At 42.5% G+C, this 25,325-nt stretch carries 20 protein-coding genes and 1 other annotated feature (1 of these 21 cut by a window edge); of the genes, 18 read left to right on the top strand and 2 right to left on the bottom strand.

Annotation, left to right across the window (positions count from 1 at the left end; all coding sequences use genetic code 11):
• Positions 1-54 (top strand) — a binding site (T-box leader); it begins 193 nt to the left of the window's first position.
• A gap of 63 nt (positions 55-117) precedes the next feature.
• The 3 genes from trpE (at position 118) to KHA88_RS16250 (ending at position 5,765) form a co-directional block, all read left to right on the top strand.
• Entirely contained in the window at positions 118-1,509 is a 1,392-nt protein-coding gene (gene trpE, locus KHA88_RS16260) for an anthranilate synthase component I (protein WP_213099124.1), read from the top strand.
• A gap of 480 nt (positions 1,510-1,989) precedes the next feature.
• On the top strand, positions 1,990-3,747 hold the full coding sequence (locus tag KHA88_RS16255; protein ID WP_213122504.1) for an ABC transporter ATP-binding protein: 1,758 nt from the start codon (positions 1,990-1,992) through the stop codon (positions 3,745-3,747).
• Positions 3,747-5,765, top strand: a complete 2,019-nt coding sequence (locus KHA88_RS16250) for an ABC transporter ATP-binding protein (RefSeq protein WP_249308649.1) — start codon at positions 3,747-3,749, stop codon at positions 5,763-5,765. The genes KHA88_RS16255 and KHA88_RS16250 overlap by 1 nt, the downstream gene beginning before the upstream one ends.
• Positions 5,766-5,866: 101 nt before the next feature.
• Here the strand turns inward: KHA88_RS16250 and KHA88_RS16245 are convergent, their stop codons facing one another.
• Positions 5,867-6,838, bottom strand: coding sequence for a YeiH family protein (locus KHA88_RS16245; protein WP_430413719.1), 972 nt, complete (start codon positions 6,836-6,838; stop codon positions 5,867-5,869).
• Positions 6,839-7,046: 208 nt separating this feature from the next.
• Between KHA88_RS16245 and KHA88_RS16240 the strand changes: the two genes are divergently transcribed.
• Entirely contained in the window at positions 7,047-7,955 is a 909-nt protein-coding gene (locus KHA88_RS16240) for a LysR family transcriptional regulator (RefSeq protein ID WP_213108342.1), read from the top strand.
• Between the two features lie 198 nt (positions 7,956-8,153).
• Here the strand turns inward: KHA88_RS16240 and iadA are convergent, their stop codons facing one another.
• Positions 8,154-9,326 (bottom strand): beta-aspartyl-peptidase, encoded by a 1,173-nt coding sequence (iadA, locus tag KHA88_RS16235; protein WP_213099128.1) that lies wholly within the window; start codon positions 9,324-9,326, stop codon positions 8,154-8,156.
• A gap of 187 nt (positions 9,327-9,513) precedes the next feature.
• Between iadA and KHA88_RS16230 the strand changes: the two genes are divergently transcribed.
• The 14 genes from KHA88_RS16230 (at position 9,514) to leuD (ending at position 25,271) form a co-directional block, all read left to right on the top strand.
• Complete coding sequence (locus KHA88_RS16230) at positions 9,514-10,056, top strand: helix-turn-helix domain-containing protein (RefSeq protein WP_213108340.1); 543 nt, start codon at positions 9,514-9,516, stop codon at positions 10,054-10,056.
• 25 nt (positions 10,057-10,081) lie between these two features.
• Complete coding sequence (locus KHA88_RS16225; RefSeq protein ID WP_213099130.1) at positions 10,082-11,185, top strand: ABC transporter ATP-binding protein; 1,104 nt, start codon at positions 10,082-10,084, stop codon at positions 11,183-11,185.
• Positions 11,175-11,981 (top strand): ABC transporter permease, encoded by an 807-nt coding sequence (locus KHA88_RS16220; protein WP_213099131.1) that lies wholly within the window; start codon positions 11,175-11,177, stop codon positions 11,979-11,981. Before KHA88_RS16225 ends, KHA88_RS16220 begins: the two co-directional genes overlap by 11 nt.
• Positions 11,978-12,784: an ABC transporter permease gene (locus KHA88_RS16215; protein ID WP_213122503.1), complete on the top strand. Its 807-nt coding sequence runs from the start codon at positions 11,978-11,980 to the stop codon at positions 12,782-12,784. Before KHA88_RS16220 ends, KHA88_RS16215 begins: the two co-directional genes overlap by 4 nt.
• On the top strand, positions 12,781-13,854 hold the full coding sequence (locus KHA88_RS16210; RefSeq protein ID WP_213122502.1) for an ABC transporter substrate-binding protein: 1,074 nt from the start codon (positions 12,781-12,783) through the stop codon (positions 13,852-13,854). The genes KHA88_RS16215 and KHA88_RS16210 overlap by 4 nt, the downstream gene beginning before the upstream one ends.
• Positions 13,855-14,153: 299 nt before the next feature.
• A complete protein-coding gene (gene ilvE, locus KHA88_RS16205; RefSeq protein WP_213099134.1) occupies positions 14,154-15,053 on the top strand; it encodes a branched-chain-amino-acid transaminase in 900 nt (299 codons plus the stop codon).
• A gap of 42 nt (positions 15,054-15,095) precedes the next feature.
• The gene (gene ilvD, locus KHA88_RS16200) at positions 15,096-16,760 is read left to right on the top strand and encodes a dihydroxy-acid dehydratase (protein ID WP_213099135.1); all 1,665 of its coding nucleotides are present in this window, start codon (positions 15,096-15,098) and stop codon (positions 16,758-16,760) included.
• Between the two features lie 495 nt (positions 16,761-17,255).
• Complete coding sequence (ilvB, locus tag KHA88_RS16195; RefSeq protein WP_213122501.1) at positions 17,256-18,989, top strand: acetolactate synthase large subunit; 1,734 nt, start codon at positions 17,256-17,258, stop codon at positions 18,987-18,989.
• Positions 18,986-19,504, top strand: coding sequence for an acetolactate synthase small subunit (gene ilvN / locus KHA88_RS16190; protein WP_213099137.1), 519 nt, complete (start codon positions 18,986-18,988; stop codon positions 19,502-19,504). The genes ilvB and ilvN overlap by 4 nt, the downstream gene beginning before the upstream one ends.
• Positions 19,505-19,522: 18 nt before the next feature.
• A complete protein-coding gene (gene ilvC, locus KHA88_RS16185) occupies positions 19,523-20,557 on the top strand; it encodes a ketol-acid reductoisomerase (RefSeq protein ID WP_213099138.1) in 1,035 nt (344 codons plus the stop codon).
• Positions 20,544-22,085, top strand: coding sequence for a 2-isopropylmalate synthase (locus KHA88_RS16180; RefSeq protein WP_213122500.1), 1,542 nt, complete (start codon positions 20,544-20,546; stop codon positions 22,083-22,085). The genes ilvC and KHA88_RS16180 overlap by 14 nt, the downstream gene beginning before the upstream one ends.
• A gap of 77 nt (positions 22,086-22,162) precedes the next feature.
• Complete coding sequence (leuB, locus tag KHA88_RS16175) at positions 22,163-23,263, top strand: 3-isopropylmalate dehydrogenase (protein WP_213099140.1); 1,101 nt, start codon at positions 22,163-22,165, stop codon at positions 23,261-23,263.
• Positions 23,264-23,274: 11 nt separating this feature from the next.
• Complete coding sequence (leuC, locus tag KHA88_RS16170; RefSeq protein ID WP_213108336.1) at positions 23,275-24,690, top strand: 3-isopropylmalate dehydratase large subunit; 1,416 nt, start codon at positions 23,275-23,277, stop codon at positions 24,688-24,690.
• Complete coding sequence (leuD, locus tag KHA88_RS16165; RefSeq protein ID WP_213122499.1) at positions 24,687-25,271, top strand: 3-isopropylmalate dehydratase small subunit; 585 nt, start codon at positions 24,687-24,689, stop codon at positions 25,269-25,271. The genes leuC and leuD overlap by 4 nt, the downstream gene beginning before the upstream one ends.
• Positions 25,272-25,325 lie beyond the last annotated feature (54 nt).

Raw genomic sequence — 25,325 nt, 5'->3', positions numbered from 1 at the left:
ACCCGTTAAGGGGTCCTAATTCGAGGTGGCACCGCGGTTATTATCGCCCTCAATAAATGCAGATACATGCATTTATTGGGGGCTTTTTGTATTGAAAAATAGAGAGGGGAATGAAAAATGCAAACGAAGAATGTAAATTTTAAAATGACAAAATTGAATGGTGATGTATTGACGCCGATTACTGTATTTTTGCGGTTGGAAGGTGTGAAAAAGTTCTTACTTGAGAGTTCCCTAAAGCATAGTGAACAAGGGCGTTACTCGTTTATCGGTGTAAATCCAATCATGGAAGTGGTCGGCTCCTCTGACAAAGCGATGGTCGTTTCTACTGATGGGACTGTTATGAAGGAAGAAACAGGACTGCCACTCCAAACATTGCAATCATCCCTTCCAAAGTTAGATTTAGAGCTGCCATTTCCTTTTTACGGGGGTGCAATTGGATATGTAGGGTATGATGCGATTCGTCAGTACGCACAAATCGGCTTGGAACTTAAAGACGAAATCGGCATGCCGGATATTCACTTCATGGTGTATGAAGATGCAGTTGTTTTTGATCATTTAGCCCAGTCCATCTATATTTTGGCGATTGATTTGGATAGAAGCCGATCAGAAGAAGAGCTTGAGCAGCGGCTTGTGGAATTGGAGGAGCAAATTTCCCGAAAAGAAGCAGATGAGTCACTTGCGGAGTGTGGAATCGATTTTCAACCACAAATGGATAAGGATGAATTTATCCATCGCATTGAAAAAGCGAAGGAGCATGTGATCTCCGGCGAGGTCCAGCAAGTTGTATTATCACAAAGAATGAAGGGCAGTGTTGAAGCCGATCCATTCCACTTTTACCGGGTATTAAGAAACTCAAATCCATCGCCATATATGTTTTACGTTGATTTTGGCGACTATGTCGTTCTCGGTGCATCGCCGGAAAGCTTTATTAAAACGGATGGCCGTCAAGTTTCGACGAATCCAATTGCAGGGACGCGGCCAAGGGGACAATCTTCGGAAGAAGACAGTGCGCTTGCTGCAGAACTTTTAGCCGATGAAAAAGAACTATCGGAACATCGGATGCTCGTTGATTTAAGCTGTGATGATCTGTCCAAGATTTGTGAGGAACATAGTATTGAGGTTAAGGACTATATGAAAATCGAACACTATCGCCACGTCATGCATATTGTCTCGGAAGTAGAAGGGACTTTGGAGAACGGAAAGTCTGGGATTGATGCATTGATCTCCTGCCTACCTGCTGGCACTGTTTCCGGCGCGCCGAAAGTTAGAGCCATGCAAATTATAAACGAGCTGGAAGAAGCGAAACGTGGTGTTTATGCCGGTGCGATTGGATATGTCAATGCAAACGGGAATGTCGACTTCGCCTTGGCGATCCGCTCACTCGTCATTAAAGATCAGCAGGCCTATTTGCAGGCTGGTGCTGGGATTGTGGCCGAGTCGGTCGCTGAGCGTGAATATATGGAGACAATTAACAAAGCGAGGGCATTACTTAGTCCGAGGCCATTTTAACATCTAGATAGTAATAAATAATGAATCGGGCAGTCATAAACTTCCTCTTTTTTCATGTAGCTTTTTGTCGGATTATGTCTGAAGAATCATTTGTTAAAGCGTTGACACTGATAAATAGCGCATGCTAAGATATGAACATTCAAACAATTATTAATTTTAAAGAAAGGGAGGCTGCGAATCATGAAAAAGTTCATTGTATACGATCAAAAACTGAATATGAAAGTGGCCTGTCGATCTTAAATATTAGGATAATCAATTTTCAAGAAAAGACACAGGCGCACAATACCCCTGTGTCTTTTTTATGTGAAGCATAGCTGCGCACATTTTTAAGGGCGCAGCTATGCTTTTTTGTGTTTTTGGCTAGAAATATAATGTGAAGGAGGAAATACGATGACAAACATGATTGTTTTACTGATGAAAATGATGGAGCTGGAGAGTGGGTAGCTATGATCGAAAGGTAGAAAAAGAGGGGGTTAATTTATGTTTGATGTACTAATAAAATTAAGCTGGTTTTTTAAACAACATTGGAAGCGCTATGCTATTGCGCTTGTGCTACTTGGATTTGCGAATGTATTTGAAGTGATTCCGCCGTTTATTCTTGGAAAGGCGATTGACCATATTTTCTTAGGGTCATTAACAATCAATACGTTATTGATCTATATCGGGATTTTGGCAGGCGGAACGATGCTTAACTACGGAATCACTTACGTCTGGCAGCATCAATTATTCGGAGGGGCGTTCATCGTCGAAAAGATGCTCAGGTCCCGGTTTATGAACCATTTGTTAAAGATGACGCCGACCTTTTTTGAAAAAAATCGAACGGGCGACTTGATGGCGAGAGCAACAAACGATTTAAGGGCCGTTTCGATGACAGCAGGTTTCGGGATCTTGACTTTATTTGACTCGACGATGTATATGTTGACGATTTTATTGACAATGGGATTCCTTGTATCGTGGAAACTCACACTCGCCGCTGTATTGCCATTACCGGTTTTAGCGTGGATTATTACGATTTTTGGTGCAAAAATCCATGATCGTTTTATTAAGGCGCAAGATGCCTTTGGCGATATGAATGACCGGGTGCTTGAATCGGTTGCAGGGGTACGCGTTATTCGTGCCTATGTCCAGGAGCGCGCCAGTGAAGCTGATTTTCAAAATATGACTGAGGATGTGTATCAAAAAAACATCCATGTAGAGAGAATTGACGCGCTTTTTAACCCAGTAACGAAAGTGATTACAGGGGTTAGCTATATTATTGGGCTGTCATACGGGACGTATCTTGTTTTTCATCAAGAAATTTCGCTCGGACATCTCGTGGCATTTAACGTTTATTTAGGCATGCTCATTTGGCCAATGTTTGCGATTGGCGAATTAATTAATATTATGCAGCGCGGAAATGCTTCATTGGACCGTGTTCAGCAAACATTAAGCTATGAAGAAGATGTGAAAGATCCGCTATCGCCAAAAACGATTGAACGCCCGGAATCAATTCAGTTTTCCAATGTGACATTCCGATATCCATCCGCAAAAACGGATAATCTTAAGAGTATTTCCCTCCAAATTGAGCGCGGGGCAACAATTGGTGTTGTTGGTAAAACCGGAAGTGGTAAAACGACATTCATTAAGCAATTATTGCGCGAATATCCGATGGGTGATGGCGATATCATCATTTCTGATGTCAGTATGTCTGATCAAACAAAAGATCAAGTACGGCGCTGGATGGGCTATGTACCTCAGGATCATGTGCTGTTTTCGAGAAGTGTGAGGGAAAATATTTTATTCGGCGATGAAAACGCAACAGAGGAAGAGCTTAGGAAAGCGATTCGCCTTGCATACTTTGAAAAAGATTTAGAAATGTTGCCAGAGGGGCTTGAGACGCTCGTTGGCGAAAAAGGCGTAGCACTTTCAGGTGGGCAAAAGCAGCGGATTTCCATTGCGAGAGCCCTCATCAAAAATCCCGACCTGTTGATTTTGGATGATTCATTGTCAGCTGTCGATGGAAAAACAGAGTCAAGGATCATCAGGAATATAAGGAAAGAGCGCAGCGGGAAAACAACTATTATTACAACACACCGATTATCTGCGATTGAGCATGCCGATTGGATTATCGTCTTTGATGATGGAAAAATTGTGGAAGAAGGGACACATGTGGATCTGCTCGCAGCGGGTGGCTGGTATAAAGAACAATATGATAGACAGCAAGTGGAAGATTCGCTCGCAGAGGAGGTGCATTCATAATGGTAGGTAAACGATTATTCCGATATGCATTATTTTTCAAAGGGCTCATTATCGCCGCGCTGGCGATGCTCACTGTATCGGTCGGCGCCGATGTCCTTGGCCCATTTGTAGTGAAAAAATTAATTGATGAACATATTTTAGGTGTCGAGGATCACTGGTTGGAAACAGACCAAACGGAATCTTCCGTCCTTTTTGAAGGGAAATCGTATGTTAGAGGCATTTACGCAGATGGAGGAAAAGTTTCCGAGAATAGCGAGAAAGCGACTATTTTACAAGTAGGCAGAAGCTTTTATTTTATTGATCAGGAAGTACCGTTTGAAGGAGATCGCTCCGTAAAAACAGGAAAACTGACGATTTCTAATCAGGGGAAAACAACCACATATGATGCGAAAAAGCTTTCAATCAGTGAGGCGATCAGTTTTTATCAACCTGAAATACCGTCGATGATTAAGCTTATGGTCTTTTACTTTTGTTTGTTCGTTGTTGCGGCAATCTTTCATTACGGACAATATTTTTATTTGCAGAAAGCGGCAAACCGGATTATTCAAAAAATGCGAACCGATATTTTCAGCCATGTTCAGCGGCTTCCTATCCGCTATTTTGATAATTTACCAGCAGGAAAAGTAGTGGCAAGGATTACAAATGATACGGAAGCCATTCGTGAACTGTATGTGGCTGTATTATCTAACTTTTTTACTGGGATCATATATATCACCGGGATTTATGTGGCAATGTTTATTTTAGATGTGAAGTTAGCAATGATCTGTTTGATCCTGTTGCCAATATTGTACGGCTGGATGCTGTTCTACCGCAAATTCGCATCGAAGTACAATCATGTAGTCCGCTCAAAAATTAGTGAATTGAATGCGATGATCAATGAATCAATCCAAGGGATGACGATCATTCAGGCATTCCGACGCGAAAAGCAGATGAGCAAGGAATTTGAAGAGTTAAATGAAACATATTTCCGATATCGAAACAAACTATTAATATTGGACGCCTTATCATCACATAACTTTGTGGGTGTTTTAAGGAATCTTGTTTTTGTCGGGTTCATCTGGTATTTCGGTAGCGATGCACTTGGAGCTCATTCGGTTGTGACGATTGGTGTTTTATATGCATATGTCGATTATATTAACCGTTTATTCCATCCAATCACGAATATTGTGACTCAGTTCTCCAATCTGGAGCAGGCCCTCGTAGCGGGGGAGCGCGTGTTCCGTTTGCTTGATGAACAAGGAGAAGAAGTAAGCGTCGAAAAAATGAATCGATATAAAGGAAACGTCACCTTTGACCATGTTTATTTTGGCTATAAGGAAAACGAATATGTTTTAAAGGATATTCATTTCGAAGCGAAACAAGGGGAAACGGTGGCACTTGTCGGTCATACAGGTTCAGGAAAAAGCTCGATTATGAACGTGCTGTTTCGTTTTTATGATTGTAATGAAGGAGAAATCCGCATCGATGGAAAAAACATTCAAGACTTTCCGAAACAGACGCTTCGCGACCATATGGGCATCGTATTGCAGGATCCATATTTGTTTACGGGAACAATTGCTTCAAATGTTAGCTTAAATGATCCACGGATCACCCGCGATAAAGTGGAGGCTGCGCTGAAAGCGGTCGGAGCAGACCGAGTATTGAAAAACCTTGAAAAAGGCTATGATGAGCCAGTCGTAGAAAAGGGAAGCACATTGTCATCAGGACAGCGCCAGCTTATTTCGTTTGCACGCGCGCTTGCTTTCGACCCAGCCATCTTGATTTTGGACGAAGCGACATCAAGCATCGATACGGAAACAGAAACAATCATTCAAGAGGCGATGGAAGTGCTGAAAAAAGGCCGGACCACTTTCATTATTGCCCACCGTCTGTCCACAATCAAAAACGCAGACCAAATCTTAGTCTTGGACCGCGGAGCCATCGTAGAGCGCGGCAACCACGACGAACTAATGGAGAGAAAAGGCAAATACTATCAAATGTACCAACTGCAACAAGGCCAAAAAGCCAATGCCGGCTAAACCATAAAAGACAAAACCCCTGGATTCACTTCAAATTGAAATGGACCCAGGGGCCTTTTTTTCGACAAAATCCGGGGCGTGCCTGTCACTTGTCGAATTTCTTATACTATTAAAAATGTCAGTACCGATAGGAGGATGGATACGGTCACGATGGCGATGAGTGGCTTTAGGGCTTTTGTTCGGACGTCGAGCAGGCTGACATTCAGTCCAAGGCCAACCATGGCGGCGGTGATGATCCATGTCGTACCGGTTGAGATGGCGTTTAATGCTTCGTCTGAAACCGGGATGGAGTGGCCAAATACATAGCTTCCAAGAATACTCATCGCAATGAATCCGATCAGGAACCAAGGAAAGTCAATTTTGGCAGAAGCGCTATCTCCAGCAGCTTTGCGATTCATCCAATACATAAATATAAAGCAAAGAGGAATCAATAGGAAAACACGCCCTAGTTTTGCAAGTAGACCCATTGCTAATCCTTCTTGTCCGCCAGCTGCAGCAGCTAGAACGACTTGTGCAATTTCATGGAGGCTGATTCCTGCCCAAACCCCGAATTCTGCATCTGTTAACGGAATAATTGGCCGTAAAACGGTGTAAATAATCGCGAATATCGTGCCGACAAGGGCAATAATCCCGACGCTAATTGCTGTATCCTCGTCTTTTGATTTAATAATCGGTGCAATTGCCGCAATGGCGGCAGCACCGCAAACGCCGGTTCCGACCCCGAGTAAAAGAGAAATGGTCGGATTCGCCTTTAATCGTTTAGCAAGCCAGACAATAGAAAAGATGGAAAAAATAATGACACCAGCGTCAACGACAAGAAGACCAAGCCCGTCTTGTAATATGGTATGGATATTTAGTTTTAGCCCGTAAAGGATAATGGCAAGTCGGAGTAGTTTTTTCGATGAGAAAACGACTCCGGGTCGAAGTGCTTCGGGATATCCGAAAAGCTGACGATATACAATTGCAATTACAATCGCCGAGGCCAATTGTCCAACTAAATTAAAACCAGGTGCTTTGGCAAGTAAATAACCTAGAAAGGCGATGAAGAAAGTAAATGCAATTCCGCCCGCCATCGCAGTTGAAACCGATTGTTTTGCGGGTAATCTTTGGCCAAGTTCATTTGACATATAGGAACCTCCGTAAAATAAGTGCTTTTTACGCTTATAGACCATAAGCAAAGCGCTTTCGCTTTTCCTAGCATAATTTATTTTTAGATATAAGGAAAATAAATCATTATAATAGTGATGATAAGTAAATGTATATGATGGGAAGTGAAAAGCGGTGGATCAGCAATTACACGTGTTTGTAACTGTAGCTGAAAAAGAAAATTTTTCACGTGCGGCGGAGGAGCTGCATATGACCCAGCCAGCTGTTAGCCAGTATATCCAAGCGTTTGAACGCGAAATCGGGACGAGACTTTTGGAACGAAGTAATAAATATGTGAGGTTAAACAAAGCGGGGGAAATCGTCTATCATCATGCAAAGGAAATATTAGGGCTGTACACGAAAATGCAGCGGTTGGTCGATGATGTGACGAATAAAACAAGTGGACCAATCAACATCGGTGCGAGCTATACGTTCGGAGAATATGTGCTTCCTCATATTATTGCGAAAATGCTCGATCAATTTCCGCTTGTCAATCCTTCCATTACGATTGGAAACACAAGAGAAATCGCTGAACTCGTTCTCGGACATCAAATGGATGTTGGGATTGTGGAGGGCGATTTTAAAAGTAATAAATTAATGATCGAGCCATTTGCGAAAGATGCGATGTATATCGTTATGGCGCCAGGTCATCCACTCGCTCGTACGGACAGGAAGATTGAGGCTCATGAACTAGAGGAAGCGACTTGGATTGTCCGAGAAAATGGATCCGGTACTCGGGATGCCACGGAAGAAATGTTTCGATTACTCGGAATTCGCCCCGGAAAAATGATGGAATTCGGCAGCATCCAGCTCATTAAAGAATCGGTCGAAGCAGGTCTTGGCATCAGTTTGCTATCTGAATGGGCAATCAGAAAAGAGCTCTCAATGGAAGCTTTAAAAATTGTCCAAGTTGACGGACTTCCTTTCACTAGAGAGTTTTCCATCGTTACCTTGTCGCCTTATAAAACAAAAGCGCTGGATACATTTTTGGAATTAGTTCGTGAAAATAAGATGCAGCCGAATTTGTTCGGGGGACGAGAGTGAAAAAGGAATGAGGGCCGTTAAGATTGGAGCCCTAATTTCGTTTTTTCCGAGATTTGAAGGGGCGTACTGGCCGTATGACATGTTCATTTATGATTTTAGCTTTGATAAGGCTCAATCCGGCGATTGAAGACCCAATTTCGTTCTTTCAAAATAAGGTCATCAATCCATAAACGCAATTATATATATGCCTTCGATTGATTATTCAAACGTTCCTTTCACTACTGCAGCCCCATTCTCCACCATCACTTGACCCATCGCAATAACTGTTTCAATCTCCAATGTTTCACGATGCAAAATGACGACATCCGCGTCTTTTCCTTCTGCGATCGTCCCTTTCTGAGCAAGCTTCAAGATTGCTGCCGGATTTTCGGTAATCACGCGGAGCGCTGTCTCGGGTGCCAGCCCTTCGCTAAGAATGGCATCGCGAACTTCTTCAAACAATGTAGCGACTTTTCCAACTTGCAAGCCGATGAATTCACCGTTCTCATCGAATTCCGGCAAGCTTGCTTGTCCATCCGACGTAAACGTAATTTGCGAAGAGTTAACACCTGCTTCAAGCATTTTTTTTAAAGCGATGCTGCATTTTAATTCGCTATCTTCAAGAAATTGCGGGATCGTACTCGTTGTAAAATCAACATAGCCACCTTTTTTCGCGAACTCGATTCCGGCCTCGAACAAATGACGGTTGCGATTCATATGCGTCGGGTAAAATTGGCGAATCGGAATGGATGTTGTTTCCACAACTTCTTCAATCACTTTCAAACATTCACGACTATCGCCGACATGAATATTGACTATTCCGGATTTTCCAGACAAGATGCCTCCAATGCGTGCAGCAGAAGCAATTTTTGCCATTTCTTCAACTGTCGGCTGTGATGATCGGTGATCGGCAATCGCAATTTCTCCTACGCCGATAATTTTATCGATTAAAATGATGTCATCTTCAATTTTACCTGTCAGCGTTTTGACTGGAACTTGGTAAGAACCCGTTTGGACAAAGCAAGTGAGTCCTTCTTCTTCTAATCCACGCGCTTTCGCAATTAAATTCGACATCGTCCTCGTTGTTCCGTCAGTTCCTAGGACACCAACCAATGTAGTAACTCCTGCTAGTGTAGCATCCGTTAATTGTAATTCGGGAGTGCGCGTTTTATAACTGCCTTCGCCACCGCCACCAATGAGATGAACATGTGCATCGATGAAGCCAGGAACGACCATTTTCCCAGTGGCATCAATCACGCGTATCTCCACAAATTCATCCGGCATTTCAATTTGATCTTGAATAAATCCAATTTTTTGATCCACTATTAAAATATCTTTTTTTCCTAAAAAATGGGGAGCGTAAATGTCTCCGTTTTGGATCAATGTCAACAAATTAAATCGCCTCTTTTCATGAAAAATCTACCATCAATTATTCATAATAAATTATTAAAAATAGTATTGCAGTATTTTGGCATTTAGGTATAATATACTGAGTCTAAAAGTAAACTCAAAGTATTGTATAAGTAAACTTAGTTTACTGGCTGTTTACTTATAATAAACATAAATGAGGTTCTGATAAATGCAAATCGGGAAAAAAATAAAAAATTTGCGACTGAAAAAAGGGCTGACCCAGGAAGAACTTGGTGAGCGTACAGATTTAAGTAAAGGATATATTTCACAGCTCGAACGAGAATTGAGTTCTCCGTCTATCGATACATTTTTCAACATTCTTGAAGTGCTTGGCTGTACACCGAAACAGTTTTTTGATGAGGAAGAAAGGGAACAGAAGGTGGTGTACGGAGAAGATGATCAAACGGACTACATCGATGAAGAACGGGGATACGAAATTCAATGGCTTGTTCCGGAATCAAACGAAAAGGAAATGGAGCCGATCCGTCTCACTCTTGAGGAAAAAGGTGAATTTAAACAATTCGAGCCTTCTTTGTCAGAAACATTTGCGTATGTGCTGAGCGGACGAGTGATGATTAAGCTTGGGAGACGCACATACTATGCAAAAGCAGGCGAGGCGATTTATTTTCACGCGGCTGACGAACATCAAATTACGAATGCGTACAAAGGAAAATCCGAACTACTTTTAGTAGCGACAGATTCCTATTTATAATATGAAACTAATTGGAGGGCCTATAATGACAAATAATACAATTATTCGCTTTGAAAATGTGTCAAAGCAATATGATGATGCAGTAATTTTAGATGATGTCAGCTTTGAAATTGAGCGAGGTAAATTTTATACCCTCCTTGGCCCATCAGGCTGTGGGAAGACAACAATCCTTCGCTTGATTGCAGGTTTTATTGAACCTTCAAAAGGAGCAATCTATTTTAACGGTAAAAAAATTAATAATATTCCTGCGAATGAGCGTCAAGTGAATACAGTTTTTCAAGATTATGCCTTATTCCCGCATTTAAATGTTTTTGAAAATGTCGCGTTCGGGCTGCGGATTAAAAAAATGAAAAAAGCTCAAATAGACGAAAAAGTAAAAGAAGCACTTAAATTCGTCAACCTTGCCGGATATGAAAATCGGGAAATAACTGAAATGTCGGGTGGACAAAAACAACGTGTTGCGATAGCGCGGGCGATTGTCAATGAACCGGAAGTCATCCTTCTTGATGAACCGCTCTCGGCGCTCGACTTAAAACTTAGGACAGAGATGCAGTATGAATTGAGGGAATTGCAGCAGCGACTTGGTATTACGTTTATTTTTGTTACTCATGACCAAGAAGAAGCGTTAGCGATGTCAGACGAAATTTTTGTCATTAATAAAGGGAAAATTCAGCAGAGCGGGACGCCAATCGATATTTATGATGAGCCGATTAATCGATTTGTCGCTGATTTCATTGGCGAATCAAATATCATCGATGGTGTTATGATCGAGGATTTCAAGGTGGAATTCGGCGGAAAGCAATATGAGTGTGTGGACCGAGGGTTGAACCCGAATGAAAAGATAGAAATTGTCATTAGACCTGAGGATTTGGAGATTACTACACGTGAACAAGGAGATTTACACGTCCAAGTGGATTCCCAGCTATTCCGCGGCGTTCATTATGAAATTTGCTGCTACGATCAAGCAGGGAACGAATGGCTTGTCCATTCAACGAAGAAAGCTCAAGCAGGAGAAGAAATCGGGCTTCGCTTTGATCCTGAGGCGATCCATGTTATGCGCTTCGGGGAAACAGAAGAAGAATTTGACAAACGTTTGGAAGCTTATGATGAGGTTAGCCATGCAAAATAAGACGCGGAATTTTTATCTTATCCCTTACGTATTTTGGATTATTTTCTTTGTAGTGGCGCCCATTTTACTCGTTTTCTATTATTCCTTTTTTGATATCGAAGGCAATTTCACGCTTGGAAACTATCAGAAGTTTTTTACTCCTGTCTATTTAAAAATGACACTGAGCTCTTTTTGGTATGCATTTCTCATTACAGTTTTTTCTTTGTTAATCGCCTATCCAACAGCGTATTTACTTACGAAAACAAAGCATAGACAGCTTTGGTTACTATTAATTATATTACCTTCTTGGATTAATTTGCTTTTGAAAGCTTACGCATTTCTCGGCCTATTCGGAGCATACGGCCCCGCTAATAGTTTTTTAGAAGTGATTGGAATTGGCTCAAAGCAAATTTTATTCACTGACTTTAGTTTCATCTTTGTTGCTGTTTATATATTTATTCCATTTATGATTTTACCGGTATATAATGCACTGGAAAAATTGAATCCTTCCTTTATCGATGCAGCGAGCGATCTTGGAGCGTCAGCATGGACAACATTTCGAAAGGTTATTTTCCCATTAACGCTCGATGGGGTGAAATCGGGATGTCAGGCGGTCTTTATCCCGGCACTATCATTGTTTATGATTACAAGGCTCATTTCGGGGAACCGTGTCATCACGCTTGGAACAGCCATTGAACAGCATTTCCTCGTTACTCAAGACTGGGGAATGGGTGCGACGATCGCCGTCTTTTTAATCATTGCGATGGCAGTCATTATGATCTTGACAGGCCACCGGAAGCGAGGTGATTTGGCATGAGGGGAAAGAACAAACTTGGTAATGTATATTTATTCTTCGTTTTTCTTATTTTGTATGCGCCAATCCTTTATTTGATGTATTACTCGTTTAACAGCGGTGGTTCTATGAGAAATTTTGAAGGCTTTACGCTTGAATGGTATACGGAAGTGTTTCAGGATACACGGTTGCTCATTATTGCTCTGAATACGTTGATCATTGCACTGTTGTCAGCCGCAATTTCTACCATACTTGGGATAATAGGTGCTCTTGCCATTATGTATGTAAAAAAACTTCGGACTAAAAACACGCTGCAAACGCTGAATAATGTGTTGATCGTTAGTCCAGATGTGATCATTGGAGCATCGTTCCTGATTTTCTTCACGATTATTGGAATCAAACTCGGCTTTACATCTGTTTTGCTTTCACATATCGCTTTCAGCGTTCCGATTGTTGTGATCATGGTGCTCCCAAAGCTGCAGGAAATGAGTTCATCATTAATTGATGCCGCTCGTGATCTAGGTGCGAGCAACTGGGATATTCTTTCGAAAGTCATCTTGCCTTATATTACACCAGGCATTTTTGCCGGCTTTTTTATGGCGTTAACATACTCATTGGATGATTTTGCTGTCACGTTTTTCGTAACAGGGAACGGATTTTCTACATTGTCAGTCGAAATTTATTCACGGGCGCGCCAAGGGATCTCACTTGAAATCAATGCCTTATCAACGCTTATTTTCTTGTTTACGATCGCACTTGTCATTGGCTATTACTTTATTAATCAGCGCAATGTTAAATCTGCCGCAGCGGGGGTGAGGAAATTATGATGAAACTCGTTAGGGTATTTTCACTGATTTTTATTGTTTCCTTTGCCCTTTTATATTTATCGACACAAATGAACTCCTCCCAGGGTTTTACAAGCGGAAATACACTAAGTATATACAACTGGGGCGATTATATTGATCCAGATTTAATCAAAAAGTTTGAGAAAGAAACGGGAATGAAAGTTGTTTATGAAACTTTTGATTCTAATGAAGCGATGATGACAAAAATTTCTCAAGGTGGAAATGCATACGATATTTCGATTCCGTCAGAGTATGCGATCAGCAAAATGAAAGAGGAAGATTTGCTTTTACCGCTCGATCATGAAAAATTGCCGAACTTACAATACATTGATGAACATTATCTAGATCTCTCATTTGATCCTAGAAACAAATATTCCATCCCTTATTTTTGGGGAACGGTCGGGATTGTATATAATCCAAAAATGCTTGGTGGAAAAGAACTGACAAGCTGGAATGACCTATGGGATCCTGACTTGAAAAATCAAATTTTTCTCGTCGACGGCGCTCGGGAAATCATGGGAATGGGGCTAAACAGTCTCCACTACTCCTTGAATGATAAGGATAAGGGCCATCTTCAAGAGGCAAAGGAAAAACTCGATAAACTGACACCAAATATTAAGGCAATCATCGGCGATGAGATAAAACTGCTCATGGCAAATGAAGAAGCGGCCATAGGTGTTACTTGGTCTGGTGAAGCTGCTGATATGATGGACCAAAATGAGGATATTGACTATGTCATCCCCGAGGAAGGTTCAAATTTGTGGTTTGATAATATGGTCATTCCTAAATCCGCGAGGAATGTGGATGGTGCGCATCAATTTATCAATTTCATGCTTGATCCGGAAAATGCTGCCCAAAATGCAGAGTATGTCGGCTACTCCACACCGAACGCGAAAGCATTGGAATTTATGCCTAAAGAGATTACGGAAGATGAGCGCTTTTACCCTAGTCCAGAACTGACCGAAAAACTGGAAGTATATGATAACTTGGGGAAAAGAATGCTTGCCTACTACAATGAACTTTTTTTAGAGTTTAAAATGCATAGGAAATAAGAATAGGCTGAAGCTAGACATTTGGAAGGGCCGCTCGGGAAACTCGAGCGGCCCTTTTAATGCTGTTCCTGCTTTTTCTAAGAGATTTGTGATTCATTAAAACTTTGAAATTTTTTTGAATTTTAATAAAGCTTGGTACAATCGCAATGAAAACGGATACAAAATAAATGGACTTTTTCCAACTGATAAAACATTCTGAAAATGTATTGACGTTTCAGTCATACCAAGGTATCATTGAGAACAATTTAATAAATCAAAAACTTGAAAATACAAATAATTAACGAGAGGGGCGAATAGTGATGAGTGAACAATTGATCTTCCTAAACGGCAAGTTCGTAAAAAAGCAAGAAGCCGTTGTGTCGGTGTATGATCATGGATTCCTATACGGAGATGGGGTCTTCGAAGGAATTCGTGCTTACAGCGGGAATGTATTTCGCTTAGACGAGCATTTAACTCGTTTATATGACTCGGCGAAATCTATTATGTTAACCATTCCTTACACGAAAGAGGAGATGACAGCAATTGTTGTTGAAACACTCCGACAGAATCATTTGCAAGATGGCTACATTCGCCTCGTCGTATCTCGTGGGGTCGGGGATTTGGGTTTAAGTCCATTTTCGTGTGAGATGCCGACAGTTATTGCAATCGCCGAGCCGCTCAGGATTTTTCCAAAAGAACTTTACGAAACAGGGCTGGAAATTGTCACGGTAGCCACAAGGCGCAACCGCTCAGATGTGCTCAGTCCAATGGTTAAATCCCTGAATTACTTAAATAATATTTTAGTGAAAATTGAAGCGAATCTTGCTGGGGTACCTGAAGCTTTAATGCTAAACGACCAGGGATATGTAGCTGAAGGTTCAGCAGATAATATATTCATAGTTAAAAATAATAAACTATTAACACCGCCAGGACATGTTGGCGCCCTTGTAGGAATAACGAGAAATGCAATTTTAGATCTCGCCCGAGAAAAAGGTTATGAAGTTGCAGAGGCTGTTTTCACAAGGCATGACGTATACACAGCAGATGAAGTTTTCTTAACTGGGACAGCTGCAGAAGTGATTGCGGTGAAGAAGGTGGATGGTCGCGTCATTGGTGAAGGTAAACCGGGTCCCGTTACACAGGACTTGCTTGACAGCTTCCGTGAGCTAACCCAGAACGACGGGGTTAAAATATACGACCAAACATTGAATGTCAGCTAATCATTGTACAACATCAGCTAATATGGATACAGGAGAGGTAAAATGCGAAGCGATATGATAAAAAAGGGGATCGATCGTGCCCCGCACCGCAGTTTGTTATATGCAACAGGTGTTAAGACGAAAGATTTAGAAAAACCATTTATCGGAGTATGTAACTCATATATTGATATCATACCAGGACATAAGCACTTGCGAGAATTTGCAGACATCGTAAAAGAAGCGATTTGGGAAGCGGGTGGAGTTCCATTCGAGTTCAATACTATTGGCGTCGATGACGGAATTGCAATGGGGCATATTGGAATGCGCTACTCACTGCCGAGCCGAGAGCTCATCGCTGATGCTGCAGAAACAGTGATTAACGCTCACTGGTTTGACGGAGTTTTCTACATCCCGAACTGTGACAAGATCACCCCTGGCATGTTGATGGCAGCATATAGAACGAATGTCCCATCCGTTTTCGTTTCAGGTGGACCGATGGAAGGCGGCGTATCTTCAGAAGGTGAGCCACTTACACTCACATCCGTTTTTGAAGGGGTCGGCGCTTATCATTCGGGAAAAATGACAGCAGAAAAGCTGCTCGACATCGAGCAAAACGCGTGTCCAACATGCGGATCGTGTTCAGGAATGTTCACAGCCAACTCAATGAATTCATTGATGGAAATGCTCGGAGTGGCACTACCAGGGAACGGGACGATTGTTGCAACATCAAATGAACGTCATCGTTTAATTAAAGAAGCAGCACAGCATTTGGTCAGAATGGTAAAAGAAGATGTTAAACCACTAGATCTGATCTCAGATCAAACAATCGATGATGCTTTTGCTTTGGACATGGCTATGGGTGGTTCTACGAATACTGTTCTCCACACATTGGCCATCGCTCATGAAGCTGGAATCGACTATGATTTATCTCGTATTAACAAAGTGGCGGAACGTGTCCCTTACTTAGCTAAAATTGCTCCGGCATCAGATTATACAATGCAAGATGTTCACAATGCAGGTGGAATAAGTGCCATCATTCGTGAATTATGTGAAATTGGTGCTGTTGAGAGCGACCGAATGACAATCACAGGTAAAACAGTCTATGAAAATGTGAAAGATCATGTGATTACAAATCCTGAAGTGATCAGACCAAGAGAGAATCCATATAGCCCGGTGGGCGGCCTATCCGTCTTATATGGAAACTTGGCACCAGACGGAGGAGTCATCAAAGTGGGGGCGGTCGACCCATCCATCCAGACATTTAACGGAAGTGCAATTGTCTTTGAATCACAAGAAGACGCACAACAAGGAATTAATGATGGAACTGTAAAAGAAGGCCATGTAGTCGTTATCCGCTACGAAGGTCCGAAAGGCGGACCCGGAATGCCGGAAATGCTTGGACCAACGGCAGCTATTGCTGGCAGAGGACTTGGAACGAAAGTCGCGCTCATTACTGATGGAAGATTCTCCGGGGCATCAAGAGGTATTTCAATCGGACATATTTCACCAGAAGCAGCAGAAGGCGGACCGATCGCTCTCGTTGAAAACGGCGACGAAATCTCCATCGACTTAATCAACCGTACGATTAACCTGCTTGTAGAAGATGAAGTTTTAGCTGAGCGCCAGTCGAAATTACAGCCATTTGAACCGAAAATTAAAAAAGGCTATTTAGCCAGATACTCAAAACTTGTCACATCTGCCAGCACTGGCGGAGTAATGAAAATATAATAAAATGCGTATTCAAAAAGGAGGATAAACCGTACTTTTTGAATACCTTCAGTAAAAGCAATGATAAGGAAAAAGTAATTGGGGAACTGCATTAACCAGAGAGCCGGAACTGCTGGAAACCGGCAATGCAGCCATTTACGACATCACCTTAGAGCAGGAACCTTGAAAGCGAAAGCGATTATAGGTTCACGGGGATTTTATCTTAAAAGTTCCCGTTATCAATGAGCGGCTAGCCGCCGCTCGTGAGTCGGTGAAGATATGTTCACTGAGAAGTAGGGTGGTACCATGAAGCTTTTTCATCCCTGCATAAAAGGTTCTCCTTTTGTGTGGGCTGAAAAGGCTTTTTTTTATGGAATAGCGGAAGCGCAATAGAAAATCTGGATCCTCGATGCAGACAATAACGAAAATTTAATTTATCAGATTAATGCATTAAATCGTTGAAATGTTATATGTTTAAAAAAATGAATATTGAAAGGAAGGCGTTATGCAGTGAGTATGGGTATCCCGACGGAAACGAGTAACCAAATGTCAGACACGGCCGTAAAAGAACAAGTGAAAACTGGAGCAGACCTTTTCATTGAGGCACTGCAAAAAGAGAACGTCGAAATAATTTTCGGTTATCCAGGAGGAGCTGCGCTGCCGATTTATGATGCATTGCACAGAAATCCAATTAGGCATGTGTTAACAAGGCATGAGCAAGGAGCTATCCATGCTGCAGAAGGATATGCAAGGGTTACTGGTAAGCCGGGGGTCGTAATCGCCACTTCTGGACCAGGTGCAACGAACTTAGTGACTGGAATTGCAGACGCAATGATGGATTCTTTGCCTCTTGTCGTTTTTACAGGTCAGGTCGCAAGCTCTGCGCTTGGTACAGATGCATTCCAAGAATCTGACATCATCGGTATAACAATGCCAATCACAAAACACAACTATCAAGTCAAAAAGCTTGAGGACTTTGGCAGAATTATCAAAGAAGCATTCTATATTGCTTCGACAGGACGTAAAGGGCCGGTGCTCATCGATATTCCGAAAGATATTGCACAGCAGGCAGCGGAAATCTATCCGGATTCTCCAATCAATTTACCTGGATATCAGCCGACAACGCAACCGAATTATTTGCAGATCCAAAAGCTTGCAAGAGAGATGGAAAACGCCAAAAAGCCATTGATTCTTGCCGGTGCAGGCGTCTTATTTGCAAAAGGGTCTGATTATTTAAAAGAATTTGTCGAGAAGACTGGATTTCCGATTACGAACACACTGCTCGGCTTAGGAACGATTCCTGGCGACCATCCGCAGTTTTTAGGAATGGCGGGAATGCATGGGACCTACACATCTAATACGGCAATTACGGAATGTGATTTACTCATTAATATTGGCGCACGTTTTGATGACCGTTTGACAGGTAATTTACAGCATTTTGCACCGAATGCCACCGTTGCCCATATCGATATTGATCCTGCTGAAATCGGTAAAAATGTTCCAACAGCCGTCCCAATTGTCGGTGACGCGAAGGCGGTTCTGAAAGAGCTTCTGAAGCTGGAGGTAGATCTCCCAGATATTTCAGAATGGACAGAGCAATTGCAGGAAAGTAAAGAGAAATATCCATTTAAAACACCTGTCTCAGATGAAGGTTCACTATCTTCACCACACGTCATTCAAATGATTCATGAATTAACTGGTGGAGATGCAATTGTCACAACAGACGTTGGACAGCATCAAATGTGGGCTGCACAGTATTATGGCTTTAACGGTCCTGATAACTGGGTAACCTCAGGCGGACTTGGCACGATGGGCTTTGGTTTTCCGTCGGCAATCGGCGCACAACTGGCTGATCTGGAAAAAACAGTTATAGCAGTAACCGGTGATGGCGGCTTTCAAATGACGCTGCAGGAATTATCCGTTATCAAGGAACTTAATTTACCAGTTAAAGTAGTTATTCTGAATAATCAATGTTTAGGAATGGTCCGTCAATGGCAAGAAACTTTTTACGAAGAGCGCTATTCTCATTCTTTAATCCCTGAACAGCCTGATTTTGTAAAATTAGCCGAGGCCTACGGAATTAGAGGTTACCGAGCATCAACAGAAGAAGAAGCAAGAGCGGTGTTTGAAGAAGCTTTTAATTTACCGGAGCCAGTTTTAATTGATTGTCGGGTTGTTCAAAAGGAAAACGTATATCCGATGGTTGCTCCAGGTAAAGGACTGCATGAAATGATTGGGGTGGGAGAATGAAACGGGTTGTTACTGTCACAGTCAACAATAACAGTGGAGTGTTGAACCGAATAACCGGATTATTCGCCAAAAGGCAATTTAATATCGAAAGCATCACAGTTGGGCCAACTGGAAACCCAGCGATTTCAAAAATGACGTTCATCGTGCCGATGGAAGATCCGGCAAAAATGGAGCAGTTACTTAAACAGCTACAGAAACAAATCGATGTAATCAAGGTGACCGATATTACCGATAAATCAATTGTTACTCGGGAATTGGCACTCGTCAAAGTGGCTTGCCCGCCGTCGGTTCGCAGCGAAGTATACAGCATCATCGAACCATTTAGGGCAACCGTTATTGATATGGGCAAGAACATGGTCACTGTGCAAATCACAGGAGAACCAACAAAAGTAGAAGCATTTATTGATTTGCTGAAGCCTTATGGCATTAAAGATATATCTAGAACAGGGGTAACGGCCTTCGTTCGAGAACAGCAAAAACCAGAAACACCACAACTATCAATTTTACAATTATAAAAGAGGAGATGGATGAAAATGGCAAAAGTATATTACAACAATGAAATCAATGAACAGGAACTACAAGGGAAGAAAATTGCAGTACTAGGTTACGGTTCACAAGGTCATGCACATGCAAGCAACTTGAAAGATAACGGTTTTGACGTTGTTGTCGGAGTAAGACCAGGAAAATCTTATGATCAAGCAGTTGAAGACGGACATGAAGTATATTCCGTTAGAGAAGCAAGTGCCCAAGCTGATATCATCATGATCTTGCTTCCGGATGAAAGACAAACTGCTGTTTATGAAAACGAAGTAAAACCCGAGCTTACAGAAGGTAAATCATTAGTATTTGCGCATGGCTTTAACGTACATTTCAGCCAAATCGTACCACCTTCAAACGTTGACGTATTCCTAGTTGCTCCAAAAGGTCCTGGACATCTTGTAAGACGTACATTCGAACAAGGTGCAGGCGTACCGGCATTGTTCGCCATTTACCAAGATGCTTCTGGCAATGCTAGAGAAACTGCATTGGCTTACGCAAAAGGAATCGGAAGCGCGCGTGCAGGTGTATTGGAAACAACTTTCAAGGAAGAAACAGAAACAGATCTATTCGGAGAGCAAGCAGTACTTTGCGGAGGAACAACTGCTCTTGTAAAAGCTGGTTTCGAAACGCTTGTTGAAGCAGGATACCAACCAGAGGTTGCTTACTTCGAGTGCTTGCATGAATTGAAATTGATCGTTGACCTAATGTACGAAGATGGTCTTGCAGGAATGCGCTACTCCATCTCTGATACAGCACAATGGGGAGATTTCGTTTCCGGACCACGTGTTGTTGACGCTGATACGAAAGCACGCATGAAAGATATCTTGGATGACATCCAAACTGGTAAATTTGCAAAAGGCTGGTTGCTGGAGAACCAATTAAACAGACCAGAATTTAATGCAATCAACCAACGTGAAAGCGAACATTTAATCGAGAAAGTAGGTCAAGAGCTTCGCGAAATGATGCCGTTTGTAAAAGCTGGCAAAAAACAAGCGAACAAGGAAGTGGTCGCAAGTGCGAAAAATTGACATCTTTGATACCACTTTGCGCGATGGAGAGCAGTCAGCTGGCGTTAATTTAAATACGGCTGAAAAACTCGAGATCGCCAAACAGCTTGAAAGATTCGGAGTGGATGTAATGGAGGCGGGATTTCCCGCCGCCTCTCCGGGTGATCTTGATGCTGTGAAGAAAATTGCCTCCACAATAAAAACTTCGTCCGTTACAGGGCTTGCACGCTGTGTCAAAGCCGATGTTGACGCTGCATGGGAAGCGTTGAAAGTGGCAGAATGCCCTAGGCTCCATATATTTCTTGCCACTTCACCTATCCATATGACGTATAAATTAAAGCAAACACCTGAACAAGTTGTGCAAACAGCGGTTGAAATGATTAAATATGCAAAGCAGTATTTCCCGATTGTTCAGTGGTCCGCCGAAGATGCCTTCCGCTCTGACCGCGCCTTTCTTGCTCAGATCGTCGAACAGGCCATTCTAGCAGGTGCATCAGTTATCAACATTCCTGATACGGTCGGATATGCAACACCGCAGGAATACGGGTCACTTTTCCGCTATTTGAAAGAAAATGTTCCGAATATTGAGGAAGCGAAGTTATCTGCACACTGCCATAATGACCTTGGAATGGCTGTCGCAAATACCCTTGCTGCAATAGAAAACGGGGCAGATCAAGTGGAAGGAACAATTAACGGAATTGGTGAAAGAGCTGGAAATGTCGCTTTGGAAGAAGTCGGAGTCGCTCTTTATACGAGAAAAGACTTTTATAATATCGAAACGAACTTGGCGCTAAACGAAATTAAGCGCACAAGCCAGCTTGTCAGCAAATTGACAGGGATGGCGGTGCAGGCGAATAAAGCCGTTGTTGGTAAAAATGCTTTTGCCCACGAATCTGGTATTCATCAAGATGGTGTGCTTAAAGAACCAACAACATATGAAATCATCACTCCGGAATTAATCGGGGAAACATCGAATAACTTAGTGCTTGGCAAACATTCAGGACGCCATGCATTCCAAGACCGGGCGAAAACAATGGGCTTTGAATTAGATCAAGAAGCATTGAACAGCGCATTCAAGGAATTCAAGAAACTAGCAGATCGCAAGAAAGAAATAACAAATGAAGATTTGTGGACGATTTTAACAAATCAACAGTTGAAGGAAACGGATGCTGCAATGTATGAGCTCGAATCCGTTGAAGTTCGATACGAAACAGCAAACACTCCTTCAGCAACTGTAAACGTCAAAATACCAGATGGCACGGCTGTTGCGGAAACATCACCTGGAGCCGGAAGTGTCGAAGCTATTTTCAATGCTTTAGAGAAAGTTGTCGACGGCAAGGTCCATGTATTAGATTACCGAGTGTCATCGATTGGAAAAGGAAGAGATGCACTCGCTGAAGCAGTCATCAACTTAACTTTAAATGGCGATGAACTGACAGGCAGAGATTCGGCACAGGACGTACTAGAAGCATCAGCCAAAGGCTACCTAAACGCAATTAACCGCAGTTTACTGCAAACCCAAATAAAACAACTAATGAAAACAGTATAAATAATCAGGTGAGTTTTAAGAATTTTCGACAAAATTCGGGTGGTGCCTGTCACCTGTCGAAAAAGGAGGATATGGAGATGAAGAAACGAGTAGCTGTGTTGCGCGGGGACGGAATTGGTAAGGAAGTGACAGATGCGGCAACGGCTGTATTGGATTCAATCGGCCGCCGCTTTCATCATGAGTTTGAATGGGTAAACGGCTTACTCGGAGGGGAAGCCGTCGATAAAGCCGGTCAGCCTTTACCTGAGGAAACGATCAAAATCTGTGAAGAGAGTGATGCGATTCTCCTTGGTGCGGTCGGTGGTCCGGCATGGGATAATCATCCTTCCCATCTTCGACCGGAAAGAGGGCTTCTTCAAATTCGCAAGCACTTTGAATTAAGTGTGAATCTCCGGCCAGTGCAAGCATTCAAGAGCTTGCTGGCTGTTTCTCCTTTGAAGGAAGAAGTGGCAGAAGGCGTGGACATGATGATTGTCCGAGAATTGACGGGAGGACTTTATTTCGGTGAGCCGAGCTTCCATGATAATGAAAAAGCAGTCGATACACTTGTTTATGCACGCGAAGAAATTGAGCGAGTAGTCATTCATGCTTTTGAATTAGCGAAGCAGCGCAGAAATAAAGTCACGTCAGTAGATAAAGCCAACGTGCTTGAGTCCAGTAAATTGTGGCGGAAAATAGTCGAGGAAGTAGCCGAAAATTATCCTGAAGTCGAGTATGAGCATATGCTCGTTGATGCAGCAGCGATGAAATTAATTACTTATCCGGCAGCATTTGACGTGGTCGTAACTGAGAATATGTTTGGTGATATTTTAAGCGACGAGGCTTCTGTCATTACCGGATCATTGGGCATGCTTCCGTCAGCCAGTCTTCGTGCAGATGGCTTTGGAATGTATGAACCGATCCACGGATCTGCACCGGATATTGCCGGGCAAAACATTGCCAATCCAATCGGTGCTATTTTATCAGCCGCAATGATGCTTCGCAGCTCGTTTGGAATGGAGCAGGAAGCAAGTGCAGTAGAAAAAGCAGTGAAAAGTGTACTTGAAGATGGCTATTGCACAAATGAATTTAAAAATATTGGCCGAAAAGTTTTATCAACACGTGAAATGACGGAAAAAATCATCAATGAAATTGAATGTGAATTGATTGCAGACAATATTTTGTCAGCGTATGTGTGAGGTGGAGAAAGATGGGCAAAACGATTATCGAAAAAATTTGGGATAAACATGTCGTGCATGAAGAAGAAGGCAAGCCGGATTTGCTGTATATCGATCTTCATCTCGTCCATGAAGTGACATCTCCGCAAGCATTTGAGGGCTTGCGGTTGAACGGCAGAAAAGTGCGCAGGCCTGATTTAACATTTGCGACAATGGATCATAACGTGCCGACGCGTTTAAATGAAGCTGTTACTGATCCGATTTCTGAGAAGCAAATGACAACATTGGAAAAAAACTGTGCTGAATTTGGTGTACCTTTAGCAGGGATGGGGCATCCAGATCAAGGAATTGTCCACGTTATTGGACCTGAACTAGGTTTGACGCAACCAGGGAAAACGATTGTGTGCGGTGATAGCCATACATCGACACATGGTGCAATGGGTGCCTTGGCATTTGGGATTGGTACGAGTGAAGTTGAACATGTCCTTTCCACACAAACATTATGGCAAGCAAAACCGAAAACGATGCAAGTGCAAGTGAACGGAGAATTAGGTCCTGGTGTCACATCAAAAGACTTAATTTTAGCAATCATTGCAAAGTACGGCATTAATATTGGTACTGGTCATATTTTTGAATATACAGGTAGTGCGATTAGAAATTTAACGATGGAAGAGCGCATGACTGTTTGTAATATGTCGATTGAAGCAGGTGCAAAAGCGGGCTTAATCGCTCCGGATGAAACAACATTTTCTTATCTGGAAGGACGTCCACATGTACCAGCAGGCGCAGAGTTTGAAAAATTAAAAGCTGAATGGCGTAGTCTTGCTACCGATCCGGATGCCAAATATGATGCAGTAATCGAAATCGATGCTTCTGAAATTGAGCCAGTCGTTACATGGGGAACAAACCCAGGCATGGGTGTAGGTGTGAACGGTGTAGTGCCGCGTCCTGAAGATGCGAAAACCGAAGCTGAAAAAGCGGAAATTGAAAAAGCGCTTCATTATATGGGTCTAGAAGGCGGAACGAAAATGACCGATATAGAGATTCAATATGTGTTCATTGGTTCTTGTACGAATTCCCGAATTGAAGACTTACGCGCAGCTTCGAAAGTAGTTGCAGGTCAAAAAGTAAGTCCCGGCGTAAATGCAATTATCGTCCCTGGTTCAAGAACGGTAAAAACAATGGCAGAAGAAGAAGGCTTAGATAAAATTTTCCTTGAGGCTGGTTTTGAATGGCGCGAAACAGGATGCAGTATGTGTCTCGCAATGAACGCAGACCAAGTTCCTGCGGGCATGAGATGTGCATCCACATCGAACCGTAACTTCGAAGGACGCCAAGGCAATGGTTCACGTACACACTTAGTAAGCCCGGCAATGGCCGCAGCTGCAGCAATTGCGGGTCGCTTCGTCGATGTTCGTACATTTAAACAAGAGGAGGCGCTTGTATGAGACCGATTAAAGAAGTAACGAGCGTCCTTGCACCGTTAGATCGTTCTAATGTCGATACAGACCAAATCATTCCGAAGCAATTTTTAAAACGAATTGAGCGAACTGGTTTTGGCAAATACTTATTTTATCACTGGCGCTTTGACGATAACGGTGTTGAAAGAGCTGACTTTGAATTAAATAAGCCAGAATATGCAAACAGTGAAATTCTCATTGCTCGCGACAATTTCGGCTGCGGTTCTTCCCGCGAACACGCACCATGGGCACTTGGCGATTATGGGTTTAGAGTTGTTCTTGCGATGAGCTTTGCTGATATATTTTACAATAACTGTTTTAAAAATGGCATCCTTCCTATTCAGTTAGCGGAAGCAGATGTTGAAGATTTGCTGAAAAAATCGCAGGAAAAAGCATTGAACATTACCGTTTCACTCGAAACAGAAACGGTTGTAACAGAAGATGGGGATATGTATTCTTTCACTGTCGATCCATACCGCCGTCAAATGCTCTTGAACGGTTGGGACGAAATTGCATTAACACTGCAATTGGAAGATAAGATCGCGGAGTACGAGAAGTCTCTGGCATAAACAAAAAAACGACTTGCATTGGCAAGTCGTTTTTTGTTTATTCGAACTAGACCC

Source organism: Lederbergia citrea, from assembly GCF_018343525.1.
Classification (GTDB): domain Bacteria; phylum Bacillota; class Bacilli; order Bacillales; family Bacillaceae_C; genus Lederbergia; species Lederbergia citrea.
This window is presented reverse-complemented; position numbering and strand designations above follow the sequence as displayed.